This window comes from Erysipelatoclostridium sp. MSK.23.31 (assembly GCF_019125875.1).
In the GTDB taxonomy this organism is placed as follows: Bacteria; Bacillota_I; Bacilli_A; order Erysipelotrichales; family Coprobacillaceae; genus Thomasclavelia; species Thomasclavelia ramosa.
Genome location: NZ_JAHOCB010000039.1, coordinates 1 through 21,363 on the forward strand (window position 1 = coordinate 1; position 21,363 = coordinate 21,363).

Consider the following 21,363-nt stretch of genomic DNA (forward strand, 5'->3'; position numbering starts at 1 on the left):
AAAAGGGTATACTCTATCCTTGTGTTTAAACAGTTCCCCTGAATATCTTCAGCATTTATTTTTAAGTATACCTTTTCCATAATCTTTACATTTTAGTTCCTTTTAATAACCAGTCCCATGTATTAGATCCTACTACACCATCTTGAACAAGACCACGATTTCTTTGAAACACGATATAGAAAAACAAAAGCGTATAATTAAGCACACATCAAGCTACTAAAAAAATCTAGATCTAACGGTCTAGATTTTTTCAATAAATTCATTCATTACATATGCCTTTTTATCTTTGTATTTTATCTCTGTCCACTTCGGTCCTTGTTTAATTACTTCTAATTCATCACCTTTATAGACAATACCAATTACATTTCTTTCATTAACTCGATTTTCACTTCTAACATTTAATGCATCCGCTATTACTTTTACCACGCTATTTACCTTCCTTTATAATAAATTCATTTTTAAATTTAAATGTTCTATTACCAGTCATTATGATGCTATATGTTGGCATTTCTTCAACAACCGTAAAATACGAATCCCATAAATAGAACGGGAGTTTATCCCCGTCCATATCTACAGCACCTCTCACTACTTTAACCTTAACCATTACTACTTTACACCTTTCTTAAGTATTTTCCAGACACCCAACCACTAGGAATTCTAGCCCATCCGTTCGACCATTCTTTAACAGTTACTCTTGTACCTTCGCTGATACATCCGTCTTTATCATAATCATGTTTTTTTGCATCTTCAGTTAATTCATTATATGTTTTTCTTCTAAAGTTTTCTCCCGGACCAGTACGAACACTTAAATCACTGGCGGTTACTTCATAAGTACCTAAATTTTGTGCTACACTATCTTGAACTTTGCAATATTGTAGAGATACCCAGCCTTCGCCAGTAAATCCCCAACCATTTGATTCTTGTGTAATAGTCAATTCCGTACCGTTGGCATAAGCCTTAACCTTTGCACCGTTTGGAGCATTACGACAGTTTACACCGCTTGGCGTATCGACTTTAACTTTATAACTAACCCCACTAGGCTCTTGTGGAACCTGAACAGAATTATCATAATCAATATCACATAACCATAATATATGTGTGAATTTTCTGTTTGCTACTTTTGTTTTAACTGTACCATATGCACTTCCACGAGCTTCGATACATTCTCCATTTCCGATATAAATACCAATATGTCCTTGCTGCCATAAAGCACAACCAGCTACTGCACCGCTTATATTGCTGATAGGTTCAATGCGTGTAGCAGTTTCTTTATATTGACTAGATCCTCTTACTTTACCAGTGCACCAGCTAATAAGTCCGCTACAGTCAGTACACACTGTTCCGATTTTTCCTTTTTCCTTATTATATGTAAGATATTTTGGATAGCTGTTAGCTAACGATCTTAATTTAGAATCTGTTAATACAGCTCCTTTCATCCCGTATACATAGTTAGTACCTAATTTAGATTTTGCGAAATTTACTAATTCATTTGCTGTTTTTGACATAAATAAAAACCTCCTTATTTAAAAGTAGGCTCAAGGCTCATTACTTTTTTAATTCATCAATACGATGATGTGCTGATTTTAGGCTGTTTTCTACAACAGCCATACGTTCGACTACAGAATTATGTTTTTCGACCTCCTTAGTCAATTCATCAATTCTATAATTCATCAACGCATTTGATTTGTTATTACTGCTCATCGTTGCTATTACTGATGGGATAGCAACGCACAAACCACTTATAATAGCGGTAACTACTACATCGCTCATACAATCACCTACTTAACTGGTTTGTCATATTGTTGAGCACGTTCGGAATCACTAACCCCTTGAGTTGTAGGATCAACAACAACTCCTAAAATAACAAGTAATGCAAATACGGCATTTACTACAGCTAATAACTTATTACCTAAATCGCCAAAATCTAGTGTATAGCCAAATACCGCCCCTACTACCTGAATAACTAACAATACTGCTGGAATAACACTCAGCCAAAATTGTTTGTTAGCAATTCTTACTTTCCAATTAATCTTCATAACAGTTTCCTCCTTAAATTTTATTAAGTACAGCTAATACATAGCCTTCCTTGATACCTTCGTCATTAATAATCTGTTTAATCTGCGTTAGCTGTGATTTCGAAGTATAATTGACTTCTTCTTCGACAGTTTCGATTTCTCTAAATAAAATATAATCGTTCTGCTCGTAATCATTTTGTTTTATAATTTTGTAATTTGATTCCAAAAGTTCACTAAATTTACTTGCCGTAACGTCTAATTCATGTGTTTTAATCATAATTTTCCTCAACTTTCTTATCAATATCTATCTCCAATAGCCCTTAAAATATGTTCTTCTATCTATTACTCTTTTTCTAATTACCATAATCTCAGCTCCTAATCTGTTGTTTTAGTATAAAGAATATTTAGAGTTATTTTTTTACTAGGATAACCAGCGCACATATATAAAATATCTTTTTGTACGCCAGAACATAAATTTAGAAAATATGAACTACTTTCGTATCTTGGATAAGTATTAAACTGAGCGCCATCATCAGAATACCCTCTAATATCTAGTACCCTATACATATTTGCTAAGATTATTCCAGTAGAAGCCCAAGCACCTACATTAGATGAACTTGTTATAAACGATGCTGTTTTAATATAAATTTTCTTACCATCGTAGTTATATTCACCAGTCCATTGTTCATTTTCAGAGTATTTAAAATAAATATTATTTTTTTCAATAGGACTAGGAGGTACTATATAATTACTGTTTTTCTTAAACAATGGAACTTCTTCATTATTTTTTAATATTTTTCCAAATACATTCAAGTCATACTCAATTTGAAATTCTCCTTCTTTATTGCAATAACGTCCCCAGCCGACACCGTTTTTGTGAGGGGGAATATTAAGTATAACTTTACCAATATCTATATCGTGAATTACAGTTACTGTATTTCCAACATTATCAGTAATGGAAACTTCTACCTCATGGGTAGTATTTAACGCATAACCACTAAATACATATCCTTGTCCACTGTTAAATGCAGTTGATTTACTTGTATTGTTGATTTTTATACTTTTAGTTTTTATTGCATTCCCAGTTATAACACAATAAGTAAATGTAGGCTTAACATAAATGTAAGTACCTTTGATTATATCTTTAGTTCCCGAACTGTCGCATCTATATGTTTCAAAAGTTAATGTCGGCAGTGTATACGCAGTAACCGTGACTTTAACCGTTTTACTTGCTGTAAATCCTCTACTGTCTGTAATTGTTGCGGTGAATGTTATATCACCTGATTTACTTAAAACATCGGTAGTATAGGTGTTCAATTCACCACTATAACTGTAATCTCCACCTTTTATACTGTAAGTGGTTATAGTACTTCCATACATCCCCTTAGCACCATTTATTGTTAATTTAATACTTGATTTTCCTTGCAAATACAACGAACCAAATGGATTTACCGGTGTTGCAGTAATACTTGTAAAGCTAGGATTAGCGTTGGTTATAGTATATGTTCTATCGTGATAGCTTGCCCACTGCTTATTGTTAGAATATAACCCTATACGAATAGTACAAGTTTTCCCTTTACACGCTTCTCTTAACTGGTTTCGTTCTTCATCAGTTAATTCCCATGTATAACTCCCCGTGTTGGGAATATTATCCCTAACTGCAAGATGCGGTCCGTTTGGGTTAGGCTCTAACCAGACGCTCATATTAAAGCCACCCGGATTACTGAATTTAATAGTTGGATTTTGAACATCTGTGAAATTGCTACTTTCTGTAATGTTAGCCTGCCTTGGGATAGTAGTTAATGTATGTGTATAGCCCTGCTCGCTTGAACTGAACTGACTATGACTTATCCACCCAGTAACGCTTATAGCTTTTGAACCGTCAGCATTATGACCGACAGTAACATCCCATGTACCTAAGCGAATCGGTGTTGATGTTATTTTCTGTCCAGTACTTATACCAGCACTGTATACTCCGCCGTTTATGCGAGCATACACTGTTCCTGTTCCATATGTAGTATAACCAGTGTTTGTTCGCCATACGTCTATCCAAACTCGTACAACAGAGGTGTTTGAATTTATGTCATACGATAATTCCTGACTGTTAACACTGTAGTTTATATATTTATTACTTGTTCCAAAAGTTGCCATTCACACACCTCCTAAGTTAATGTCAGACCATCAGTAGCATCATAATTCCAGCTGAATGTTCCGATATTCAATTTTGTCATTACAATGGCATATTCAATGTTAAGCTGTTGGTTTGACAGATATGCTATTCTGCTTCCATTTTGATAGAACCCTAATTCCGTATTAGATAATTTAACAGCAAAGGGACTATTGCTTGCACCTAGTTCTAATACACCATCCTGAAATCTAGCCCACTGTGATATTTCTTCTTTCGTAGCCAGACCACTTATATTGTCGGTAATACTTTTAATACTGTTTGTAACCAGTGATATAGAACTAGAATTTTGAACAATCTGTGATGATAACTGCTCTATCAAAGTTGAATTGTCAGTAGTGGTAGTCTGTAGTTTTTCAACCAGTGTAGTCAGCGATTCTTTAAGCTGGTTGATCGCAGAAGTATATTCAGTAGTAATATTCTGCTTCATGTCATTTATATCACCAGCGAAATCATTAGTCACTTCCCATGTAGTACCGTTCCAGTATTTTAGAAGATTATCAGTTGTATCAAACCATAACTTAGTTTTATCACTAGGTGCAGTAGCACTATGAACCGTACCGTCTGTACCGTCATAACAGTCTGTTAATGTTATAAGCGCATATGCTTTAACAGCCATAAAACTATCCCTCTAACTGCGCTGTATAAGTTGCTTTATTATTAACGTCACCAGCGTTAATCGTTAAACTAGAACCAGTTGCTACAGCTGTTGAACCACCATCTTTGTACCACTTAATCGTTCCTAGTGCAGTTAATGCACTGCCAGTAACTTCTACCCCACCCTTAAATACGCGAGCTGTTAAAGTTGTTGCGATAGCGGTATTTTTAAAGATAACTCCATTTGAAGATTTGATTGCCATAGTGATCGAATCTGCACCATTAGTGCCATTTCTTGAGATAGAATACGATACTGCTGTTTTATTGTCTGAATAGGTTACGGTTGTTCTAGTCCATACGTATTGACCGGGGTTCCCAGCAACTGGTGTACTAGACCATGAACCAGTTGGTACAGTAGTTCCGGAATTACTTGCCTGATATTCTGTAACCGTTGATTTAACTGTAACACTCGTACCATTTGTACCGTTTGTAGGATTTCTTGACACACTGTATGCTGTAGTAGATTTACCATCACTATAGGTTACTACTGTTTTTGTCCATAAATACTGTCCTGAAGGAACAGAAGGAATTGCGGTTGTCCATGAACTGTTTGGCGCAGTCGTTCCCGAAGTACCAACTTGATATGTTATGCTTGTATTCGATACTGTAACACTTGTACCATTATTTCCTTTAAATGCTATCGACCAACTGAATACTTTTTCAATTGTAACATCTTCTGTTTTTACCGGAATAATAACACTTCCGCTCTTAGTTAATGCGCTTGTTGCAGTTATCGTTAATGTTGGTTCTGGTGTTTTCCCATCTGAAACTATACTTAATCCCGTTGGAGCTGTAATATCCCCAACTGAACACACCATTTTATCCGAACCTCTTATAGCAGTTATTTTGCAAGTTAATGACTGAGTTCCTTCTACTGATGTTGTAGTTCCCTGAAACGTATAATTATCATTACTTAAATGTATTGAATAGCCGTCTGTTATATCAAGCACATCTTGCTCTGCTGTTGCTTTTATTGCCATTTACTTATTTCCTCCTAAAAATCTAAAAAACATCTAAATGTTGCTTTTTCATTTATATCATTTGATGTTAGCGTTAATATAAATCCATTGTCCGTTAATCTAGAATCAGCTGGATCTAACGCTGTAAAGTCTGTTTCCTTAATATGTTTTACTTCCCAAAGTATCTTCGCTTTATCGCCAAAATAATTATACATTTTTTGAGATGTATCTATTATTTCACCAGCCACAAATATTTGAACTGTCATCGTAGTAGACACACCAGTATTTTTAAATATATAGCCATTTGAACTATCTATTTTAAGAACTAATGCATCCTTGCCATCGATATTAAGCATAAACGTTACACTAAGTTTTTTTGTTGCATTTTTATAAGTTACATAGCAAATATATGTTATATGTGGACGTCCTTTAGACATAACATTTTTATTTACTGTTAGGATACCGTTTAAGACACTCTCACCCTCTATTAAATCTGTCTCCGTTCCATTATTATTACGTTTCCAAACCAGTGTGCAGTTATTTAAATCTACATTTAATAATCCATCTAAAACCGCTGGGGTAATAACTGCTGGGGTTTCTTCCCAGTTTGGTACATAACCTTCATCATATGATTGAACTGTATTGACACCAGTGACATCCAAGAAACTGCCTTCTAGATTAGCAATGTCATTATTATCAGTTATGCTTATAGACAGTGTTTTTCTAGTACCAATCGGTAATGTTATTTCACAATAGAAACTGCCGTTAACATTTACATCATCAGGTGTTAATATTATCGAACGTTTCCCTTTGTGACTGTTATTCCAAGTTTTATCGCTTTCGCTATCACTCGATACTCTGTACCAGTTAAAACTAATACTGCTTATGTTGTTTGTTTCATCATTATTGCCATCATATACTTTTGCACTTAATGTAATTGTATCTGTTGGCTTGTTTAGGACAGTTCCACTATTATCTAAGGATACTAGGTATTTTTTAGCTTGTAGCTCCTCTTTTATTTCTTCAAAGGCTTTTATTGTTAACTCGCCTTTTTCGTTTAGATAAAAGCTAGGATTGCTTATTTCACCCTCTGAATCACGTTTCCCAATCTTAATAACACCCGTCTGTAAATCAAGTTCAAACATTTCACCTTGCAATATACCAGTTGTAATAACATTTGCATTGAAATTACCATCAAGGTCAAAGGCTAAATTTTTAAATGTCTTTCCACCATCTTCAGAATAGCCTAGACCACCGGCTGTAAATCTCCACAAATGTGTATCATCCCTTAATTCAGGAGTATTCATGATAGTCCATCCTGAAGGAAAACCTTCGTCGTTCATATCAATTCTGTAATAACCGCCCTGATTGCCTAAAATTTTATCAGTAGTATTTTTAAAAGCATTTGTTAATGTGGCATACAGCTTATTTAGTTTAATGTCTGTAGGTGACTGATTCATAACTGTATCTATTTCAGTTTCGCCTTTACAAGTTATGTTCGATTTCATGCCCGTAAGCACTATTGTATGTTCACTTAGCAGTACATTATGTAAAACACCATTTTTATCTTCAACTTTAACAATATCAGTTATTTCTAAAGCTGGGTTACCTCGCCACTCTACAGTACATGGTGTGTATGTAAAACCTTTAATCCGCTCAAATATACTGTCTAATATTTCTTGTTTCATATACGGATTTTCGAAAGTTATACCGAATCCATTTCCAGCTACCAGTACATTTTCACTATCACCGCTTGTTAACGAGTTGATTACTATGTCCTCGTCAGTAGTTCTGTTGAAACCGTTCATAAACTGCAAATCATAAGTTATCTCAATACCACAATCCTTGTACCAGTATGCGATTAATTTATCGTCTGGATTTATTGTTCCATTACACCCCATTAAGCCCATCATATAGCCTAGGAATTGTTTACACGTTATATTATCGATACATCCATCAATCGTAATGTCCGGTATATTTTTTATATCGTGCAAGATATTACACTGGCTACAAATATCATTTATTACATTCGATAAACTATTAGGGTATTCAATATCAGGTATATATGTTTTATTTAAATGATATGTGCTGTCATAAGCTACAACTGTTATAAAGTCGCTGTTGTCTGATTTATCAATCTCAGCTGTGTAATATGTACCCTTACATACATAAACACCATTTACACCACTATAAATTTTTACTGTACTATTTTTTAACGGGATCTTGTTATCAGGCATTTTGAATTTGACAGTTGCTTTATTAGTATTTATTTCACCAATTTTTAAAGTTGATTCGCTACAAGAAATTTCGTCTAAAGCAACAGATATGACTTCATTGATTAATTCTGTTGTGCCATTAAAAATAACTTTGGCATTGATAACACGGTCTTGTGCTATGACCGATGAATTAAATTCTTCGTTTGTATTAATCATGCTATTGCCTCCTTTTGTTATAGCACCGTCGTTAATGCTATAATAAAAGCAGAAAGCGAGGTGAATAATTATTGATTATAAAGTTTAAAGGTTTTTGCCCTATGCGTAAAACTAATGTGGAAATTAGCGTTGATTACCTTGACGCCAGTGATTTGAGTGAAAAATACGCTATAAAGGGCAATGGGGATTGTCCATATATAAAAACCGGGAAACGATGCGATATTTACAATAAATGCCCAATTATAAAACAAGCCCCTGAGAAAATATCGATTTAAACTCGATATTTTTTCATTTTATCCGTTAAACAAGTAATGTTAAGTTGTTTAACTGGAAATGTAATCGTCATTCTTAAAACATCATCAACTGAATGTACTATAGAATACTTATTAATCTTTCCAGCAAACTCTTCGCCATCAATTTTTACAGATACTTCCCCATGTCCTTTATCAACTATTTCTACTTTATTAATCATGCTATCTCTACCTTTCAATAAAATTTAAATTAATCGTTTCCCATATCCAGCATTTTTTAACCGCATCATATTTAAATATAGGCATAGTTCTATCACCAACATAAGCAGTTATTGTTTTACGCTTGTTTTCAACTGGATCAGGATATTCTAAAGAAAAGAATACTGGTTCAACTGCTTTAAGTAATTTGCTAGCCATAGCATCTGTAAGACCGTTAAATGTACAAACAATCTTTCGCTTAACTGCTTTTCTATCTCTAAACATTTCTCCGTTTTGATTACGTCCCGAGCCTTCTTCACCGTCTAAATCATAAACTTGAAATTCTAATGAAGAAGGGTTGAAACCTACTCCATTAATTTTAATAACATCGTCCATTTCAATCCCTCCTTTAAATTAGCAACGGACTTTTACCCGTTTGTTTAACTATTCCATTGTTATAGTCCACTACTGATTTTCCTACTGCTTTTTTATCTATTTCAACAGTTGTATGAATCTCAAATTTACCGCCACCGTTCATACCAGCCATAGCACTACGCATAGCGTTGTAAACACCACCACTTACTGCACTTACAATTTGATCGTTATTAGCAACTGCTGTTTTCTTACCAATGCGTCCTACTAACTCTGGACCAGCTTCCCTAGCGACGAACATTTGCCCCATATCAGGGAAACCACCGTTGGCGTACATATCTATTTTAAATGTTTGACCGTTAATATTAATACCTTTTTTATTAGCTTTTAGGTTAATAGTAACACTAGGTTTTACTCCTTCAATTCTTGATTTAATTTCATCCAATTTTGATTGTGCGGGTGACTTAACATCGACCTTGACTTCAGGTTTAGAATCTTTAGCTTGTTTTTCTATATCTTTCATTATTTCTTTTGATTTATCCGTTACTTTACCTTTGTCCTTGCTTAGTTGATCGGATAAATTTTTAATTAATCCTAAACCTTGTTCATTACCTGATTTTCTCCATTGTTCAGTAAGCTCCGCCAAGGTTTCTTTGTCATCCTTTTTTAATTTGCTGTTTGAAATAGCTTTTTTAGATTCAGTTAAATTATATGTTCTATCTAACTCTGCAAGTCTTTCATCATTTGCTTTTTTCAATGCATTATACTGTTCTCTAAGGTGATTTTTATCAGTCTGGGTTAATTTAGCGCCTTTCTTTTCAGCAGTACTTATCATTTCATCGTACGTTTTACCACTAGCAGTAGCTTTTAACACTAAATCATTAAGCAGTTGAATTCTAGCTTCTTTACTTGCTTGTTGCTCAGTGGCACTCAACATTTTCCAACGCTCACCATTTTCGTTACACTTGTCACCTAGATCATTCAATCCTTGAGCTAATGATGTGTATGTATAATATCCATCTGTTGACATTTTTCCGTACTGTTCACAAATACTTGCTGTTACACCTTCTATAGTTCCACTCGTCGCTAGCGCAGATGCAGTATAATTGTTTTGAGCTTCCACATTTGCGACAAATGCATCTTCAGCCTGAGTTAATGCATTTTCAGTGCTAGCTAATGTTATATTTAAATCATTATTTTTTAAATTAACCTCACTTAATGCATACTTGTAAGCTTCTGTTCCATTGGTTATATCATCAATAGTAGCACCGTATTCCATTAATTTGCTTACCCACGCGCTATATGCATTGTTATAATTATTTTGAGCTGTTGTTAAGTTTTGCTTAACTGTTGTTTCTTCTTTAACTGCATTTATATATTCTTCTTCGTAAGCTTGCATAAGCGCTTTTCTTTTGAGTGCTTCTACTGTTTGATTAATCGCATTCATTTCTTCTTTATAATTTTGAATAACTCCATCGGTAATTGTAATGTTTGTACCTAATTCTGTATTTAACTGACCTACATAATACTTAGCCAATTCCATACTTCCATTAACGCGACCATTTTCATCAACTAACTTAGATAATTCATTTTTCCAAATCATTGCTTTTTCAGCATTTTCATTAGCTCTTTTCGCGTTTTCTTCACCAGCTTTATTTAACTCTTGTTGTGCTTTAGCTAATTTTTTACTTTCAGTAGCAAGTTCTTTGGATTCTTCAACCAGCTTCTCTTGTTCACGTGTCAAATTATTACTATCACCAATCAAAGCAACACACGCAATTGATATTGCGGTTAAACCACCAACAACCGCAACTAATGGGTTGCTAGCTAAAAACGTTAGTCCAGTGCTCAATAAATTTGATGCTCCAAACGCACTTTCTGCTTTTGTTGCTAAAGAACCAAAACCTAAAGATACCGCTTTAAGAGGACCATCTATTGAATTTAACTTACTTCCAAAACTAATTAATGATGATATAGCATTACTCGCCCCAAAACTTGCACTAGCCCAGTCGCTCATTGCTTGAGTAAATCCAACCGATTTAACAGAAGTTACAGCGCTAGGAATTAGTTTTAATGATGCGATTATTGTATTTATTTTTGTATTTGTGCTAATTAACTGGTCTACCTTCCACGCTGTTATAAATGCGCCTACAGCAGTAGTTACACCAGTCATCAATCCCGGAAATTTCTTAAACATACTACCTATTCCGTCTACTGCGCTCGCCAATAAATCAATAGCTTTCAATACAGTGTTTCCAGCCATTTTTAATAAGGCTGTAGCTACTTTTTCGATTATGTTTATTGTAGGTCTTAATGCATCTAATACCTTGCTCAGCCCTTTAACAGCCTTAGAAAGACTATCGACCAAACTTGGCACTGCTTTTTCAATACTCCATTTAGCTAATGGCTCTAATACATTTTTATATCCGCCATATAGCAGTTTACTAATAGTGGTGCTCAAATCTTTAAACGCATCTGTGAAGTTTACCACACTTTTTACCGCTGGTTTAAAATCCAAAGTATCAGATAGTTTAACAAGATCTCTTGATATATCGTCAATCAATCCCAAGAAAACATTAAATGAATCCCATAGGTTTTGAACTATTTGTGTACCGTTTCCAGCTTCATCCCATGCTGTTCTGAACTGTTTAGCCAAATTACCGACTGTAATATTAATGTTGGTTATGATGCTGAAAATATGATCCATAGTTTCCTCACCAGTTCCATTTTGCCAAACAGTGCCGAAACTTACACCAATACTATCTACCAGTTTTCCGATTTCAGTCCATTGATACTCGATTGAATCAAGTACACCCTTACCATATTTATTCCAGCTGTTAGTAACTGGTTTGAACATTTCAGCCATTTTTTTAGCCAAACGTTCCATCATTTCATTTGTTTGATTTTCCAGTCCTTTTAGAAAATCATACTGTGGCAGTTCTATATCACCTATTGAACCTCCGCCACCAGCTCCTCCCGAACCTCCGCTCCCTGAATCACTACTGTCATCAGGTTTGTTTATAATGTTAAGTTCATCAAAGCCCATTAACTGTTTCTTTAATTCTTTTACTTTATCGGCTGTTCCACCTACTGCATCGCTTGCACCGTTAGCGCTATCTTCTACATCGTCTAAAGCCCCTCCACCGCCAGCAATACCGCTGTAATCGATTTTAGGCAATTCGAACCCAAAGAAATTAGCTATCGTATTCGCTAGAGCAGTAAGCCACTGTACTGCTATCTGTACATATGGAATAAGTTTGCTTATGAACACACTAGCAATATTCCCCACTGCACGTTTTAGCATTGTAAACTGTTGTGTTAAGATACGAACTGCATTTGCTGGTGTTGCGATTGTACGAGCCATATCGTTGAATACATCAACTTTGCTCGCATTATTCATTATGGTTATGTAACGCATGATTGCTTGAGTGTTTTGATCCCATTCAGATACTGCGCCTTCAAGTCCATACTTCAAGCCAGTCTGTTTAACCATTGCAACACTTACGTTGTTACCATAATCCTTAAGACCTTTGATTTGTCCACTCATCGCCGAATTAATCTTATCGAACGATTCACTAGGATCAACATTCATTAACGATGAATAATCGTATGCTAACTGTGTTAGGTTTTGCGACATGATCTGTGCCTTGTCACTGGCTACATCAAAACCAGTAATAAGGTTATTTAACCTACCTTGAAAACTCATCCATTCACTGGTATCAATCCCCATAGCTCCTTGAACCTTGTTTGCAAAGTCTAAAGCGCTTTGAGTTGTTTCGCCCATTGCAACATTGAATAGGTTTAAGTTTTCTACATATTGTGATGATTCTTCAAAAACACTCGTTAAGGCACCAACGACACCTTGGATTACGAATGTCATAGTTCTAAAACTGGCTACTGATTTACCTAATCGGCTCATTAAGCTACCGCTTGTTTTGCTTGCTTTAGATGCACTTCTTGAATAGCTTTCCATTTGTGTGGTTGCTTTTTTTATGTGCCATGGTAAATTACTAAATGCTCTTCCCAGTTTAATAGAAACACCATTAAGCGGTTTGACTGCATTTGCAAGCTGTTTCATTTGTGAAGAGAATTTGTTAAAGTCAACTGTATCCAGCTGTTTTGAAATTTCAGGCAGTTTTTTTAACTGATTAAAGAAACTTCCTAAATTTGTCTTACCTAAGTCCTGTAACGGCTGTATTGCGGTTTTTAGTTTGTTAATATCTTCTGTAAACTTATCAAACTTAGTATCGCCTAAATCTGAAGCAATGACTTTTATATCAGCAATCTGTTTCAATAAGCCAGTTGCACCAGTTTTAAATCCATTCAACCCCGTAAAACTGCTAACTAACCTATCCATACCGTTAGCCAGCTGTACAAACTGTGCTGTGTTTATACTCTTTGATACAGCACTAAGATTTTTTAATGTGGTAGACAGACTTTTTAGACTGCTTATACCATTAAGATTATTTTTTAAATTTCCTAATGAACCAGCTAATTTGTCTATTTCTCCACTAGCATTACTGGCATTACTCTCTATTTCAATGCTCAGTTTGTCTATTTCCATTGACATTTTAGGTAACCTCCTTCCTTAAAAAAATTTAAGGCTCTCGGTCGGCTCATTATTTAAATTGATTTACAAAATTTTTCATCCATACTTCAGCTCTCGCCGATTCTTCTTCTACTAAATCTTCTTTAGCTTTTACTGCATTGAACTGATACGGTTTCTCTGTATATTTTGCTGGTGATTTTCCTTTATCTCTGCACCACACATTATATACAACTGTACTTACAGCATCGTATATGTACATTCCTTGAATCCATGCATCTGTGTTCTTTCGCTCATTGCGCAGTTTGTCAGCTTCTCGATAATATTTAGCAAGTGAAGGATCATTTTCCCAAAATTGCTCATATGTCATTCCAATACTTAAATAGAATGAAAAAACTTCGTAAAACGTTTCTGTAAATGTTTTTGAGGACGGTTCTTCTAAAATGTCGCCGTCCACTTGATCGCGTTTTTTTCTGTACTATCCTCAAATAAAGTATTTAATGTTTCCATTGCCATTTCACTTAATTTGTTGTACATTTCGTTTTTATCAGTAAGCAATCCAAACATTTCTTCAATTAATTCCTTTGACATACGTTTATGATTTGCAAAGAAAGCATATTCAAATAATTTAGGTAAGATTGTAACTGGTTTTTTATCTAATTCAGTTAAATTAATTCCATCTGCTTCCATTTTTTCTAATGTTTTTCTTGTGTACTCCAATGTGTAATCCTTATCTTTATAAGTAAAATTAATAACTTTTGCCATATTATTTTCCTCCATATTTAAACTACGAAAGGATTAACCTTCCGCAGTTGTTGATTTTGTTTCCCATGCTGGCGCATTTGTTGGTGTAATATATAAATTTGTTTCCAATACACTGTTAACTGCCATTGCTGGTAACCCCATAGCACTTGGTTGTCCAGTGAAGTAAACAGATTTTTCAAGTCTTGGATGTTTGATTTCAAACCATACTGCTTTGTTTGATTCACTGGCTGTTTTATATGCTTTTACCAGTGTATCCCATACAGTACTTAATTCTTCGGTGTAGTTAGCCAAAAATGATAATGCACCACCTAAATCCTTTAAGCCTTCGATATAAGTTTTGTACTCTATTTCCTTTAAATTTGTAGTTTCCAATGTTTCAGGTTCAGGATTCATTTCAGGTACTTCCTTAATATCAGGAATTTCAATGTAATTTGTTGTTGGTCTAGTTCCAGCACTAGCTTCTACAGCATATCCAACTGTTACACCAGCAGTATTTAACGCAACTCCCATATTTAATTTCCTCCTATTGAATTTACTTTTTTAAATCTTGCAATTCTTCTGTATATATCACTATCTGCACTTTTTATCGGCTGATTGAATGTTCTTAAATATCCATGCTTTACCAATACCTCGTTGATAACAGCCACTATTTTCATGCATTCATCTTTACTATCAATACTTACAACTTCAGTTTTGTAAGTTTCGATTGCGACGTTTTCATTTTCATTAAAAGTTGAATAATCAGTATTAATAATATTGTCGCTCTGCATTATACAGACAGCTGGAAACTTAGGAGGCGTATTAGATATTTCCTCACCAGTTATGTAAATATTATCAATGCCATATTCTTCACGTAATTTTGAAGCGACTACTTCAAATACATAACTTTCGTGATCTATCATTATCTAAACACCTCCCTAATAATCTTTTCCATTTTGTTATAACGGAGTTCCATAGCAGTTTCATACATAAATGGACGTGATGGCATACCGCTTGTAAAACGATATCCACCGCTTCCATCAGGATAAAACCACCCAGTTACTGTTACCCCATTTATTGCATATTCTTTAATGTTATCTCCAGTGTTATATTTCCACCCCATGCTATCACCTATGTATGGATTTTCCTCACCTTTTGGACCTGTACCAAATTCTACAAACATAGCACAATCCCCTACAGATAACATCGCATAACAATTATTTGATTTTTTTGATACAGAACTTAACATATCGCCAGTTTCTATGGCATCAAATTCGAATATCTTATTAATAATTGTTGTATATCCTTCATCAGCTAATCGTTGTACCAACTGGTTAGCTTTTTTATTTAAATCTTGTTTGTACTGCTCCAACTGCTTCAATGCTTTATCAATACCCTTATCACTCAGCTTTACTTTTATCTTCATTTTTGTTGACTTTTTCGATAGCGTATTTTATACAACTGTAGCTTGGAGCAACTGCTTTAACTTTGTAATTGTATGGTTGGGTTTTGGGAATTCCAATCCATAACCGTGTAAATTCATCTATAGTACATGACAAATTGTGGGTAGACATTGTCTTGTCGTACTTTAGATCGTTACCAAAGATATCCTCGTTAGGTTCTCCTTTGTTGGAACTTACACACAAACGCATTGATTCAATATCTCCATATCCTTTAACCGGATTACCGTATTTATCAACCGTTTCACCCACACCGTAGTTTTGGTAGAAAATAGTCTGTTGATTGATTGCTAAATCTCTCATAATATTTCACACTTAGGAAGTATCTTCCCAACTAAAGATTTCGAAATATCAGCAGTATCATATGTACGTGAAATTCCATTTTCAGTACGCTGTGTCTCACCCTCACTGCCCCTACGGTTGAACATTTCGATACACATTTGTACTTGTAAATGCAAGTATCTATTTTCTACATATGTTTCTCCTAATTTGTTTAATGGAATCTCACCATTAGGGAAACGTGCATTAAGAATAACACCCTTGCTTAGTTCCAAAAGCACTTCGATATCATCATCAGTAATCTCAGGCACCAGCTTCTTAAGCATTTCTTTTTGTGTCATTCTTAATCACCTCTTATCCTGATACTGATGTAGATTTTTTCTCTAATTTAACTGCTTTAGTATCGTCTACGAATGCAAAGATACCGTACTTTCTACTGTAGATAGTATTTAACCTAACATTTGCATTACGTTCTTGTTCTACTTCAGTTCCTTTTTTAACAAAGAATTTAACTGCTTCTTTTGTTGCTAAAATAACTGTACCTTGTGTTGCATGATTAGAGTTATATAAAGGAACTCCAGCAACATGTCCAATATATCCGGCACGTGCATAATCTTCGACGTATTTTAAATCGTCTTTAAGATTTTTTCTGATTTCTGCTTTATCTTTTGGATGTACTAATCCAAAAATCGCCATATCTTCTTGTTCGTTTTCAGGGAACAATGCGGAACCGTCAACAAATGCATCAAAATCAAATTTTTCAACTTCAACCTTTGCTGTTGCTTTTTGGAATTCTGCCATAGCTTTTGTATTAGATGTGTTATACATATCTACAGCCATATGATTGACTCCGGTAGTTACTACATTTGGATCAGTCATTTCTTCCTCATCATAGTAAGGGAAACGATTTTGTAACATTTCAATTTCATATTCTTCTTGTGTTAATTTAACTTCAATGTTCTTAGTGTTTCCATTACCCATTGTCAATACTTCTGTACCATTAGTAGCACTGTAACGATTAATTTTCTTTTTAGTTCCCGGTGTACCTACTAACGAATCATCGACAGTACAAAATCTCATTAAATCTAATTTCGATTGATACTGATTTTCAAATTCGGTTGCTAATACGAAATTATCGTACTTTTGGTGTGTATGGTTTAATGCCATATTTAATTTCCTCCTTCGGCTAATTGTTTGAAGGTGTCGGGATCGGTATCGAATAATTTTTGCTTATCTTGAATAGATAATTTATTAAATTTTTCTTTTGTCATACCTTCCTCACTACCTCCACCTTCAGGTGTTTTTGTGTTCTTTAATAATTCATCAGTTGTGTTCTTTTTAACTGATTCGGCAAATTTACTTTGATTAGCAATAACTTTTGTGAAATCTCCATCAACCATTGCTTCGGCTGTTTCCTGAGCCAGCTTAGTATCGTAACCTAATTCAACTAATTCAGTTTTCCTTTCGGCAATAGTTGTTTTTCTTAACAATGCATCATAGTTATTCTGTAATTCTTCATTCGCCTCATTTTGAGCAATCTCTAACTGCTCTTTTTCACTTAGCGTAGAATTATATTTCTTCTTCCAAGAACTTGCTTCTTTGCTTGCTTCATCTTTTAATTTTTTCATTTTGTCGTATTCTTCTTTATCGACAACTGAATCAGGTTCAGGTAAATCCGCTAATGCTTCCTGAATTTCTTCAAAAGTCATGTTATCTTTGTACTTTTTGCCTAAATGCTTTTTTAAATCCATAATTTATTCTCCTTGCTCTTTAACGTTTTTCTCTAACCTTTGCTCGTTTCCGACCTTCTCCGTCGTTTGCTCCTTAACGTTCTTCTCCAACTGTTTTTCACTGTCTTTGTATACCTGCTGCGGATCAGGAAATAAATCAACAGTTTTAATTGCGTGGCGCATATTTATTCCAGCAGTCTGTAAATTCATAAGTGCTTGCGTCTTGTTTAATAAATTACTAATCTTATTCCGATTAAACTTAATATCTATATCAGCGATACATAACTCGCTGATATCATTATCTTTAGAGCGTTCAATAATATTTTTGATTACAAGCATCATTTGACGTTCACTGTTGCCAAATAACGTTTCTGCACTTTGCGCATTTTCTTCAGCTAACTGCCACCCTGATTCGCCTAACATTAAAGCAACACCAGTGTTACCGCCACTTGACTGCCCTCTAGCCGGTGTACCGGTAATCTGTAACACCTGCATATATAAATAGTCAGCTAGTGTCTGGACCTCTGTTTGATTCAGCTCTGTTTTTATATACTGCAATATTGGTGTTTTTCCATCGCTTAGTGATTTCGTAGAAATACCACCTTCTTCTCTAAGTAACTTAAACTGTTCATTATCAATACCGATATCGTTAAACCATAGCAATGACTGTACAAACTGTGCTAATCCGTTAAGACGATCAGAAGTACATAAGTTTATTGCTTCAAGCAGTCCAAGAACTCTTTCAAAACATCCCATCCTTGAATCATCGTTTTTGTATTCGATAATTGGAATTGCTCCTATTCCATTTATCGATTCTTCAAGTTTTCCATCAGGGGTGAACACATTTCCATATCTCCCCGTTGTTTTATAAACAAAATTTTCAGTGTAAATTGTGCAGTGAATCATATTATCTTCATCAATCCAGTATGTAACACCCATCATTGGTTCATGAAAAACATCAGCACTATAAACAACGAATGTAAAACGCGGATCCAGATTAGTAATCCGAAAATCACTAACTCCTTTTTTTACTTTGTATGGTGTAACCATTCGATAACCAACACCACAAATTGAAAACGTTCTTGCCAGCTCCTGATCTTTGTAATATTTACCTTCCTCGAACATCATTTCATTTAATGCATCTACTACATTGTCTCCACTTGATTCGGTATTAGATAAATCTTTATTAGCACGCTGAACATAGCTTATCGGTTGTCCGAAAACATATCCGACTTTAAAGTTGACGATCTCGTGTGCATGATTTTCAACAATTTTATTATTTATTTCAGGTCTTACATCCTTTTGACGATAAAGAATATTTTGATTTCCCTTTTCATACTCAAACAGCCGTCTTATTTGACTACGGTTTCTTATATGAATAGACATTGCCTTACCCAACACATCATGTATGTTGTCTTTGGTGATTTCCACAACATCCGTAGTAATCATTTTTCTGCCTTTAAACTGTTCTATTGCTAATTCACCTGTCGTACTACTCATAACACACCCCCTAACTGTAAATAAAAAGAGCCGATTATTACGTTTTTTACGTAATACATCGGCTCATGGCTCTATTTTTATTTAATTTTACTTAATTCAATCTTTATTGGTTTTTTATCTTCCTTACACCATAGATACACTGTTCCTTTTGAACCTTCTTCTACAGCTCCTAGAAGTTTCTTTTTACCCCTTTTTGCACAAACGGGGCAATATATTTCTTTTTTCAATTTTAATTACCCCACTTCCTACTTTAAGGCTACGTACAGATTTTAACCTTGTCAAGAAAAAAATTATATTCCTAAATCTTTTCTACTGAAAGTTGTTACAGAAGTGTATTTTCCTCTTCCTCTTACTTCTGAAAGCATCGCCATGCTGTCTGGTGCATCATCATTTTTATTTTTTCCTACAATTTTAAAAGCATATAGATTATTCATAAACAATTGATATTCTTTATGTCTGCGCCCGTTATCTAAATAGTAAAACTCTCTAATTTCAGGTGCACGTTCAAATATACGCGCTTCTTTTCGCTTATTAGTTGGTGCTGATTTACTTGTTATCGTACATTTATAGTCTCTCTGTTTTAATTCTCTTTCTATCCATTCAGCATATTCGCTTCCGCCATTATTAGCTTCAAACTGAACATACTTAACATTATTTTTGATAATACAGTCTACAATTAATGGCCTTGTTATAGTTTTATCACCATTATTAAATACTACATCAGGTATGAAATCTCCGTTTTCAGTTTCTACGCATACTGGTGCTGAAACATAATCACCACCACCCCACGCAACATCGACCGTCATATAATTTCTTACTGGTTCATCAGCTATTACCCCGTTATAGAAATTCATTGTATCAGGTGTAAATAGTGCTCCATCACGCTCAATAGGCTCTCCCATGTATTGAGCTTGCCATGATGCCATATCATTATTTCTTTCAAACTGTGCTCTTAACTGTTTGTAGTAGTCTGTATTAAATCCAACATTATAATCATAATCAAAATTAGATTCGTCGTTTTCATTAAGCGCTGGTAGATTAATTATTTTAAACCTTACCTTTTTACCTTCTTCATTATTCTGCAAGAAGTCCATCCTTAAACCAGCCGGATCAATTAAACTCCAGCGTGTACCAATCCATATTTTCTTTGCAAACTGTTTTGTACGAGGTATTAAATTGTTCGTTACCTTTGACCATGCATTCATTAAACGGTCTTTGTTTAACGCTTCTTCAATACCACCGATTAAGTCATCACTAATTAAATACCCAGAACAGTCACACGCTCCGTTCAATGTTCCATACAACGAACGACACGTTAATGTTGGATAACGTTTCTTTCTATCAATATCTATGGTTTCCTTTTTAGCATCAGTATTAGCAATACCTGAATTATTAAATACTTTTTTCCAGTTATATGTATAGCTGTCTGTCACTACCTCCAACACACCAGTATACATAGCACTTGTAATTATAGCTGAGAACGCACTATATAAATTGCTTGCCTCACCATCTCGCCCCATGATCCATGTAATAAACAACATTAATATAGTTGTTTTCCCAACACGTGGCGGCATACTTACAAATAATTCATCCAGCTCATCATCAGCTAACGCCTGAAGTTCTTCAACTACAACTTTTAATACTTTCCTCCGCGGTTGATAGAATCGTTCCTCTGGTGGTCTATCAATTTCTAGATAAATTAAATAATCTTCAAAACAGTAAGGTGCACGAAACAATAAAACTTTTCGATACAGATCGTACCATTCTTCTCCTTGTTTAACATTTTTAATTACTGCTCTCTTAACCAGTTCACTGCCTTTTCTTATGCTTAGTTCACTTGTCTCTAATCTGCATAACTCGAAACAGCTGTTTACTATTTCAAAAGAACTTCCTTTTTTCTTTAATGCATTTGATATTTTATCTACATACAATATAAAAACCCCTTTCCATTACGGCTCAGGGCTCTAAGTTTTATTATATATTATTAATCGTTTTTTCTATTTTAGGGAATTGCATCGCTAGCCATTCTACCATG

The 21,363-nt window shown here is 34.6% G+C and carries 26 protein-coding genes; all 26 read right to left on the reverse strand.

Annotation, left to right across the window (positions count from 1 at the left end):
- Positions 1–85: 85 nt before the first annotated feature.
- The 26 genes from KSU54_RS19515 to KSU54_RS14710 all read right to left on the reverse strand — a co-directional run bounded on the left by KSU54_RS19515 (position 86) and on the right by KSU54_RS14710 (position 21,259).
- On the reverse strand, positions 86–205 hold the full coding sequence (locus tag KSU54_RS19515) for a peptidoglycan-binding protein (RefSeq protein ID WP_217746698.1): 120 nt from the start codon (positions 203–205) through the stop codon (positions 86–88).
- A 35-nt stretch (positions 206–240) separates the two neighbouring features.
- A complete protein-coding gene (locus KSU54_RS18990; protein WP_008792280.1) occupies positions 241–426 on the reverse strand; it encodes an SH3 domain-containing protein in 186 nt (61 codons plus the stop codon).
- Between the two features lies 1 nt (position 427).
- Positions 428–604 (reverse strand): hypothetical protein, encoded by a 177-nt coding sequence (locus KSU54_RS14595; RefSeq protein ID WP_158550401.1) that lies wholly within the window; start codon positions 602–604, stop codon positions 428–430.
- 7 nt (positions 605–611) lie between these two features.
- A complete protein-coding gene (locus KSU54_RS18995) occupies positions 612–1,505 on the reverse strand; it encodes a hypothetical protein (RefSeq protein ID WP_226814504.1) in 894 nt (297 codons plus the stop codon).
- Between the two features lie 40 nt (positions 1,506–1,545).
- Positions 1,546–1,770 carry a hypothetical protein gene (locus KSU54_RS14605; RefSeq protein WP_008792283.1) on the reverse strand — a complete coding sequence of 75 codons (225 nt, stop codon included), beginning with the start codon at positions 1,768–1,770 and terminating at the stop codon, positions 1,546–1,548.
- A gap of 8 nt (positions 1,771–1,778) precedes the next feature.
- The gene (locus KSU54_RS14610; protein WP_008792284.1) at positions 1,779–2,036 is read right to left on the reverse strand and encodes a phage holin; all 258 of its coding nucleotides are present in this window, start codon (positions 2,034–2,036) and stop codon (positions 1,779–1,781) included.
- Between the two features lie 13 nt (positions 2,037–2,049).
- Positions 2,050–2,292 (reverse strand): DUF3850 domain-containing protein, encoded by a 243-nt coding sequence (locus KSU54_RS14615; RefSeq protein ID WP_217746697.1) that lies wholly within the window; start codon positions 2,290–2,292, stop codon positions 2,050–2,052.
- 98 nt (positions 2,293–2,390) lie between these two features.
- Positions 2,391–4,166 (reverse strand): DUF859 family phage minor structural protein, encoded by a 1,776-nt coding sequence (locus tag KSU54_RS14620; protein ID WP_217746696.1) that lies wholly within the window; start codon positions 4,164–4,166, stop codon positions 2,391–2,393.
- 11 nt (positions 4,167–4,177) lie between these two features.
- Positions 4,178–4,819 carry a hypothetical protein gene (locus KSU54_RS14625; RefSeq protein ID WP_226814505.1) on the reverse strand — a complete coding sequence of 214 codons (642 nt, stop codon included), beginning with the start codon at positions 4,817–4,819 and terminating at the stop codon, positions 4,178–4,180.
- 4 nt (positions 4,820–4,823) lie between these two features.
- Positions 4,824–5,837 (reverse strand): hypothetical protein, encoded by a 1,014-nt coding sequence (locus tag KSU54_RS14630; protein WP_217746695.1) that lies wholly within the window; start codon positions 5,835–5,837, stop codon positions 4,824–4,826.
- A 14-nt stretch (positions 5,838–5,851) separates the two neighbouring features.
- The gene (locus tag KSU54_RS14635; RefSeq protein WP_217746694.1) at positions 5,852–8,248 is read right to left on the reverse strand and encodes a hypothetical protein; all 2,397 of its coding nucleotides are present in this window, start codon (positions 8,246–8,248) and stop codon (positions 5,852–5,854) included.
- Between the two features lie 271 nt (positions 8,249–8,519).
- Positions 8,520–8,720, reverse strand: a complete 201-nt coding sequence (locus KSU54_RS14640) for a hypothetical protein (RefSeq protein ID WP_117561790.1) — start codon at positions 8,718–8,720, stop codon at positions 8,520–8,522.
- Between the two features lie 7 nt (positions 8,721–8,727).
- Positions 8,728–9,093, reverse strand: a complete 366-nt coding sequence (locus KSU54_RS14645; protein WP_118672347.1) for a DUF6711 family protein — start codon at positions 9,091–9,093, stop codon at positions 8,728–8,730.
- Positions 9,094–9,106: 13 nt separating this feature from the next.
- On the reverse strand, positions 9,107–13,639 hold the full coding sequence (locus KSU54_RS14650) for a hypothetical protein (protein WP_217746693.1): 4,533 nt from the start codon (positions 13,637–13,639) through the stop codon (positions 9,107–9,109).
- 49 nt (positions 13,640–13,688) lie between these two features.
- Entirely contained in the window at positions 13,689–14,072 is a 384-nt protein-coding gene (locus KSU54_RS14655) for a hypothetical protein (RefSeq protein WP_217746692.1), read from the reverse strand.
- Positions 14,054–14,380, reverse strand: coding sequence for a DUF5055 domain-containing protein (locus tag KSU54_RS14660; protein ID WP_118672349.1), 327 nt, complete (start codon positions 14,378–14,380; stop codon positions 14,054–14,056). The genes KSU54_RS14655 and KSU54_RS14660 overlap by 19 nt, the downstream gene beginning before the upstream one ends.
- A gap of 33 nt (positions 14,381–14,413) precedes the next feature.
- The gene (locus tag KSU54_RS14665) at positions 14,414–14,890 is read right to left on the reverse strand and encodes a hypothetical protein (RefSeq protein ID WP_217746691.1); all 477 of its coding nucleotides are present in this window, start codon (positions 14,888–14,890) and stop codon (positions 14,414–14,416) included.
- 2 nt (positions 14,891–14,892) lie between these two features.
- Positions 14,893–15,282 (reverse strand): hypothetical protein, encoded by a 390-nt coding sequence (locus tag KSU54_RS14670; protein WP_217746690.1) that lies wholly within the window; start codon positions 15,280–15,282, stop codon positions 14,893–14,895.
- Positions 15,282–15,785 carry a hypothetical protein gene (locus KSU54_RS14675; protein ID WP_022007552.1) on the reverse strand — a complete coding sequence of 168 codons (504 nt, stop codon included), beginning with the start codon at positions 15,783–15,785 and terminating at the stop codon, positions 15,282–15,284. Before KSU54_RS14675 ends, KSU54_RS14670 begins: the two co-directional genes overlap by 1 nt.
- Positions 15,760–16,122: a hypothetical protein gene (locus tag KSU54_RS14680; RefSeq protein WP_217749038.1), complete on the reverse strand. Its 363-nt coding sequence runs from the start codon at positions 16,120–16,122 to the stop codon at positions 15,760–15,762. Before KSU54_RS14680 ends, KSU54_RS14675 begins: the two co-directional genes overlap by 26 nt.
- The gene (locus tag KSU54_RS14685) at positions 16,119–16,439 is read right to left on the reverse strand and encodes a phage QLRG family DNA packaging (protein WP_022007550.1); all 321 of its coding nucleotides are present in this window, start codon (positions 16,437–16,439) and stop codon (positions 16,119–16,121) included. Before KSU54_RS14685 ends, KSU54_RS14680 begins: the two co-directional genes overlap by 4 nt.
- A gap of 13 nt (positions 16,440–16,452) precedes the next feature.
- Entirely contained in the window at positions 16,453–17,265 is an 813-nt protein-coding gene (locus tag KSU54_RS14690) for a hypothetical protein (RefSeq protein ID WP_217746731.1), read from the reverse strand.
- Between the two features lie 2 nt (positions 17,266–17,267).
- Positions 17,268–17,849, reverse strand: coding sequence for a hypothetical protein (locus tag KSU54_RS14695; protein WP_117792356.1), 582 nt, complete (start codon positions 17,847–17,849; stop codon positions 17,268–17,270).
- Positions 17,850–17,852: 3 nt separating this feature from the next.
- Positions 17,853–19,328: a phage portal protein gene (locus KSU54_RS14700; RefSeq protein WP_217746732.1), complete on the reverse strand. Its 1,476-nt coding sequence runs from the start codon at positions 19,326–19,328 to the stop codon at positions 17,853–17,855.
- Positions 19,329–19,405: 77 nt separating this feature from the next.
- Complete coding sequence (locus KSU54_RS14705) at positions 19,406–19,555, reverse strand: hypothetical protein (protein WP_158550374.1); 150 nt, start codon at positions 19,553–19,555, stop codon at positions 19,406–19,408.
- 63 nt (positions 19,556–19,618) lie between these two features.
- Positions 19,619–21,259: a hypothetical protein gene (locus KSU54_RS14710; protein WP_217746733.1), complete on the reverse strand. Its 1,641-nt coding sequence runs from the start codon at positions 21,257–21,259 to the stop codon at positions 19,619–19,621.
- Positions 21,260–21,363: the final 104 nt, after the last annotated feature.

Bases quoted from the DNA above. Each gene is read 5' to 3' on its own strand.
- KSU54_RS14685 (WP_022007550.1), bottom strand. From the start codon at position 16,439: ATGACACAAAAAGAAATGCTTAAGAAGCTGGTGCCTGAGATTACTGAT.
- KSU54_RS14650 (WP_217746693.1), bottom strand. From the start codon at position 13,639: ATGTCAATGGAAATAGACAAACTGAGCATTGAAATAGAGAGTAATGCC.
- KSU54_RS18995 (WP_226814504.1), bottom strand. From the start codon at position 1,505: ATGTCAAAAACAGCAAATGAATTAGTAAATTTCGCAAAATCTAAATTA.
- KSU54_RS14630 (WP_217746695.1), bottom strand. From the start codon at position 5,837: ATGGCAATAAAAGCAACAGCAGAGCAAGATGTGCTTGATATAACAGAC.
- KSU54_RS14610 (WP_008792284.1), bottom strand. From the start codon at position 2,036: ATGAAGATTAATTGGAAAGTAAGAATTGCTAACAAACAATTTTGGCTG.
- KSU54_RS14605 (WP_008792283.1), bottom strand. From the start codon at position 1,770: ATGAGCGATGTAGTAGTTACCGCTATTATAAGTGGTTTGTGCGTTGCT.
- KSU54_RS14690 (WP_217746731.1), bottom strand. From the start codon at position 17,265: ATGGCATTAAACCATACACACCAAAAGTACGATAATTTCGTATTAGCA.
- KSU54_RS14595 (WP_158550401.1), bottom strand. From the start codon at position 604: ATGGTTAAGGTTAAAGTAGTGAGAGGTGCTGTAGATATGGACGGGGAT.
- KSU54_RS14680 (WP_217749038.1), bottom strand. From the start codon at position 16,122: ATGAGAGATTTAGCAATCAATCAACAGACTATTTTCTACCAAAACTAC.
- KSU54_RS14615 (WP_217746697.1), bottom strand. From the start codon at position 2,292: ATGATTAAAACACATGAATTAGACGTTACGGCAAGTAAATTTAGTGAA.
- KSU54_RS14625 (WP_226814505.1), bottom strand. From the start codon at position 4,819: ATGGCTGTTAAAGCATATGCGCTTATAACATTAACAGACTGTTATGAC.
- KSU54_RS14700 (WP_217746732.1), bottom strand. From the start codon at position 19,328: ATGAGTAGTACGACAGGTGAATTAGCAATAGAACAGTTTAAAGGCAGA.
- KSU54_RS14645 (WP_118672347.1), bottom strand. From the start codon at position 9,093: ATGGACGATGTTATTAAAATTAATGGAGTAGGTTTCAACCCTTCTTCA.
- KSU54_RS14660 (WP_118672349.1), bottom strand. From the start codon at position 14,380: ATGGCAAAAGTTATTAATTTTACTTATAAAGATAAGGATTACACATTG.
- KSU54_RS14675 (WP_022007552.1), bottom strand. From the start codon at position 15,785: ATGAAGATAAAAGTAAAGCTGAGTGATAAGGGTATTGATAAAGCATTG.
- KSU54_RS14620 (WP_217746696.1), bottom strand. From the start codon at position 4,166: ATGGCAACTTTTGGAACAAGTAATAAATATATAAACTACAGTGTTAAC.
- KSU54_RS14665 (WP_217746691.1), bottom strand. From the start codon at position 14,890: ATGGGAGTTGCGTTAAATACTGCTGGTGTAACAGTTGGATATGCTGTA.
- KSU54_RS14640 (WP_117561790.1), bottom strand. From the start codon at position 8,720: ATGATTAATAAAGTAGAAATAGTTGATAAAGGACATGGGGAAGTATCT.
- KSU54_RS14635 (WP_217746694.1), bottom strand. From the start codon at position 8,248: ATGATTAATACAAACGAAGAATTTAATTCATCGGTCATAGCACAAGAC.
- KSU54_RS14670 (WP_217746690.1), bottom strand. From the start codon at position 15,282: ATGATAGATCACGAAAGTTATGTATTTGAAGTAGTCGCTTCAAAATTA.
- KSU54_RS14695 (WP_117792356.1), bottom strand. From the start codon at position 17,849: ATGGATTTAAAAAAGCATTTAGGCAAAAAGTACAAAGATAACATGACT.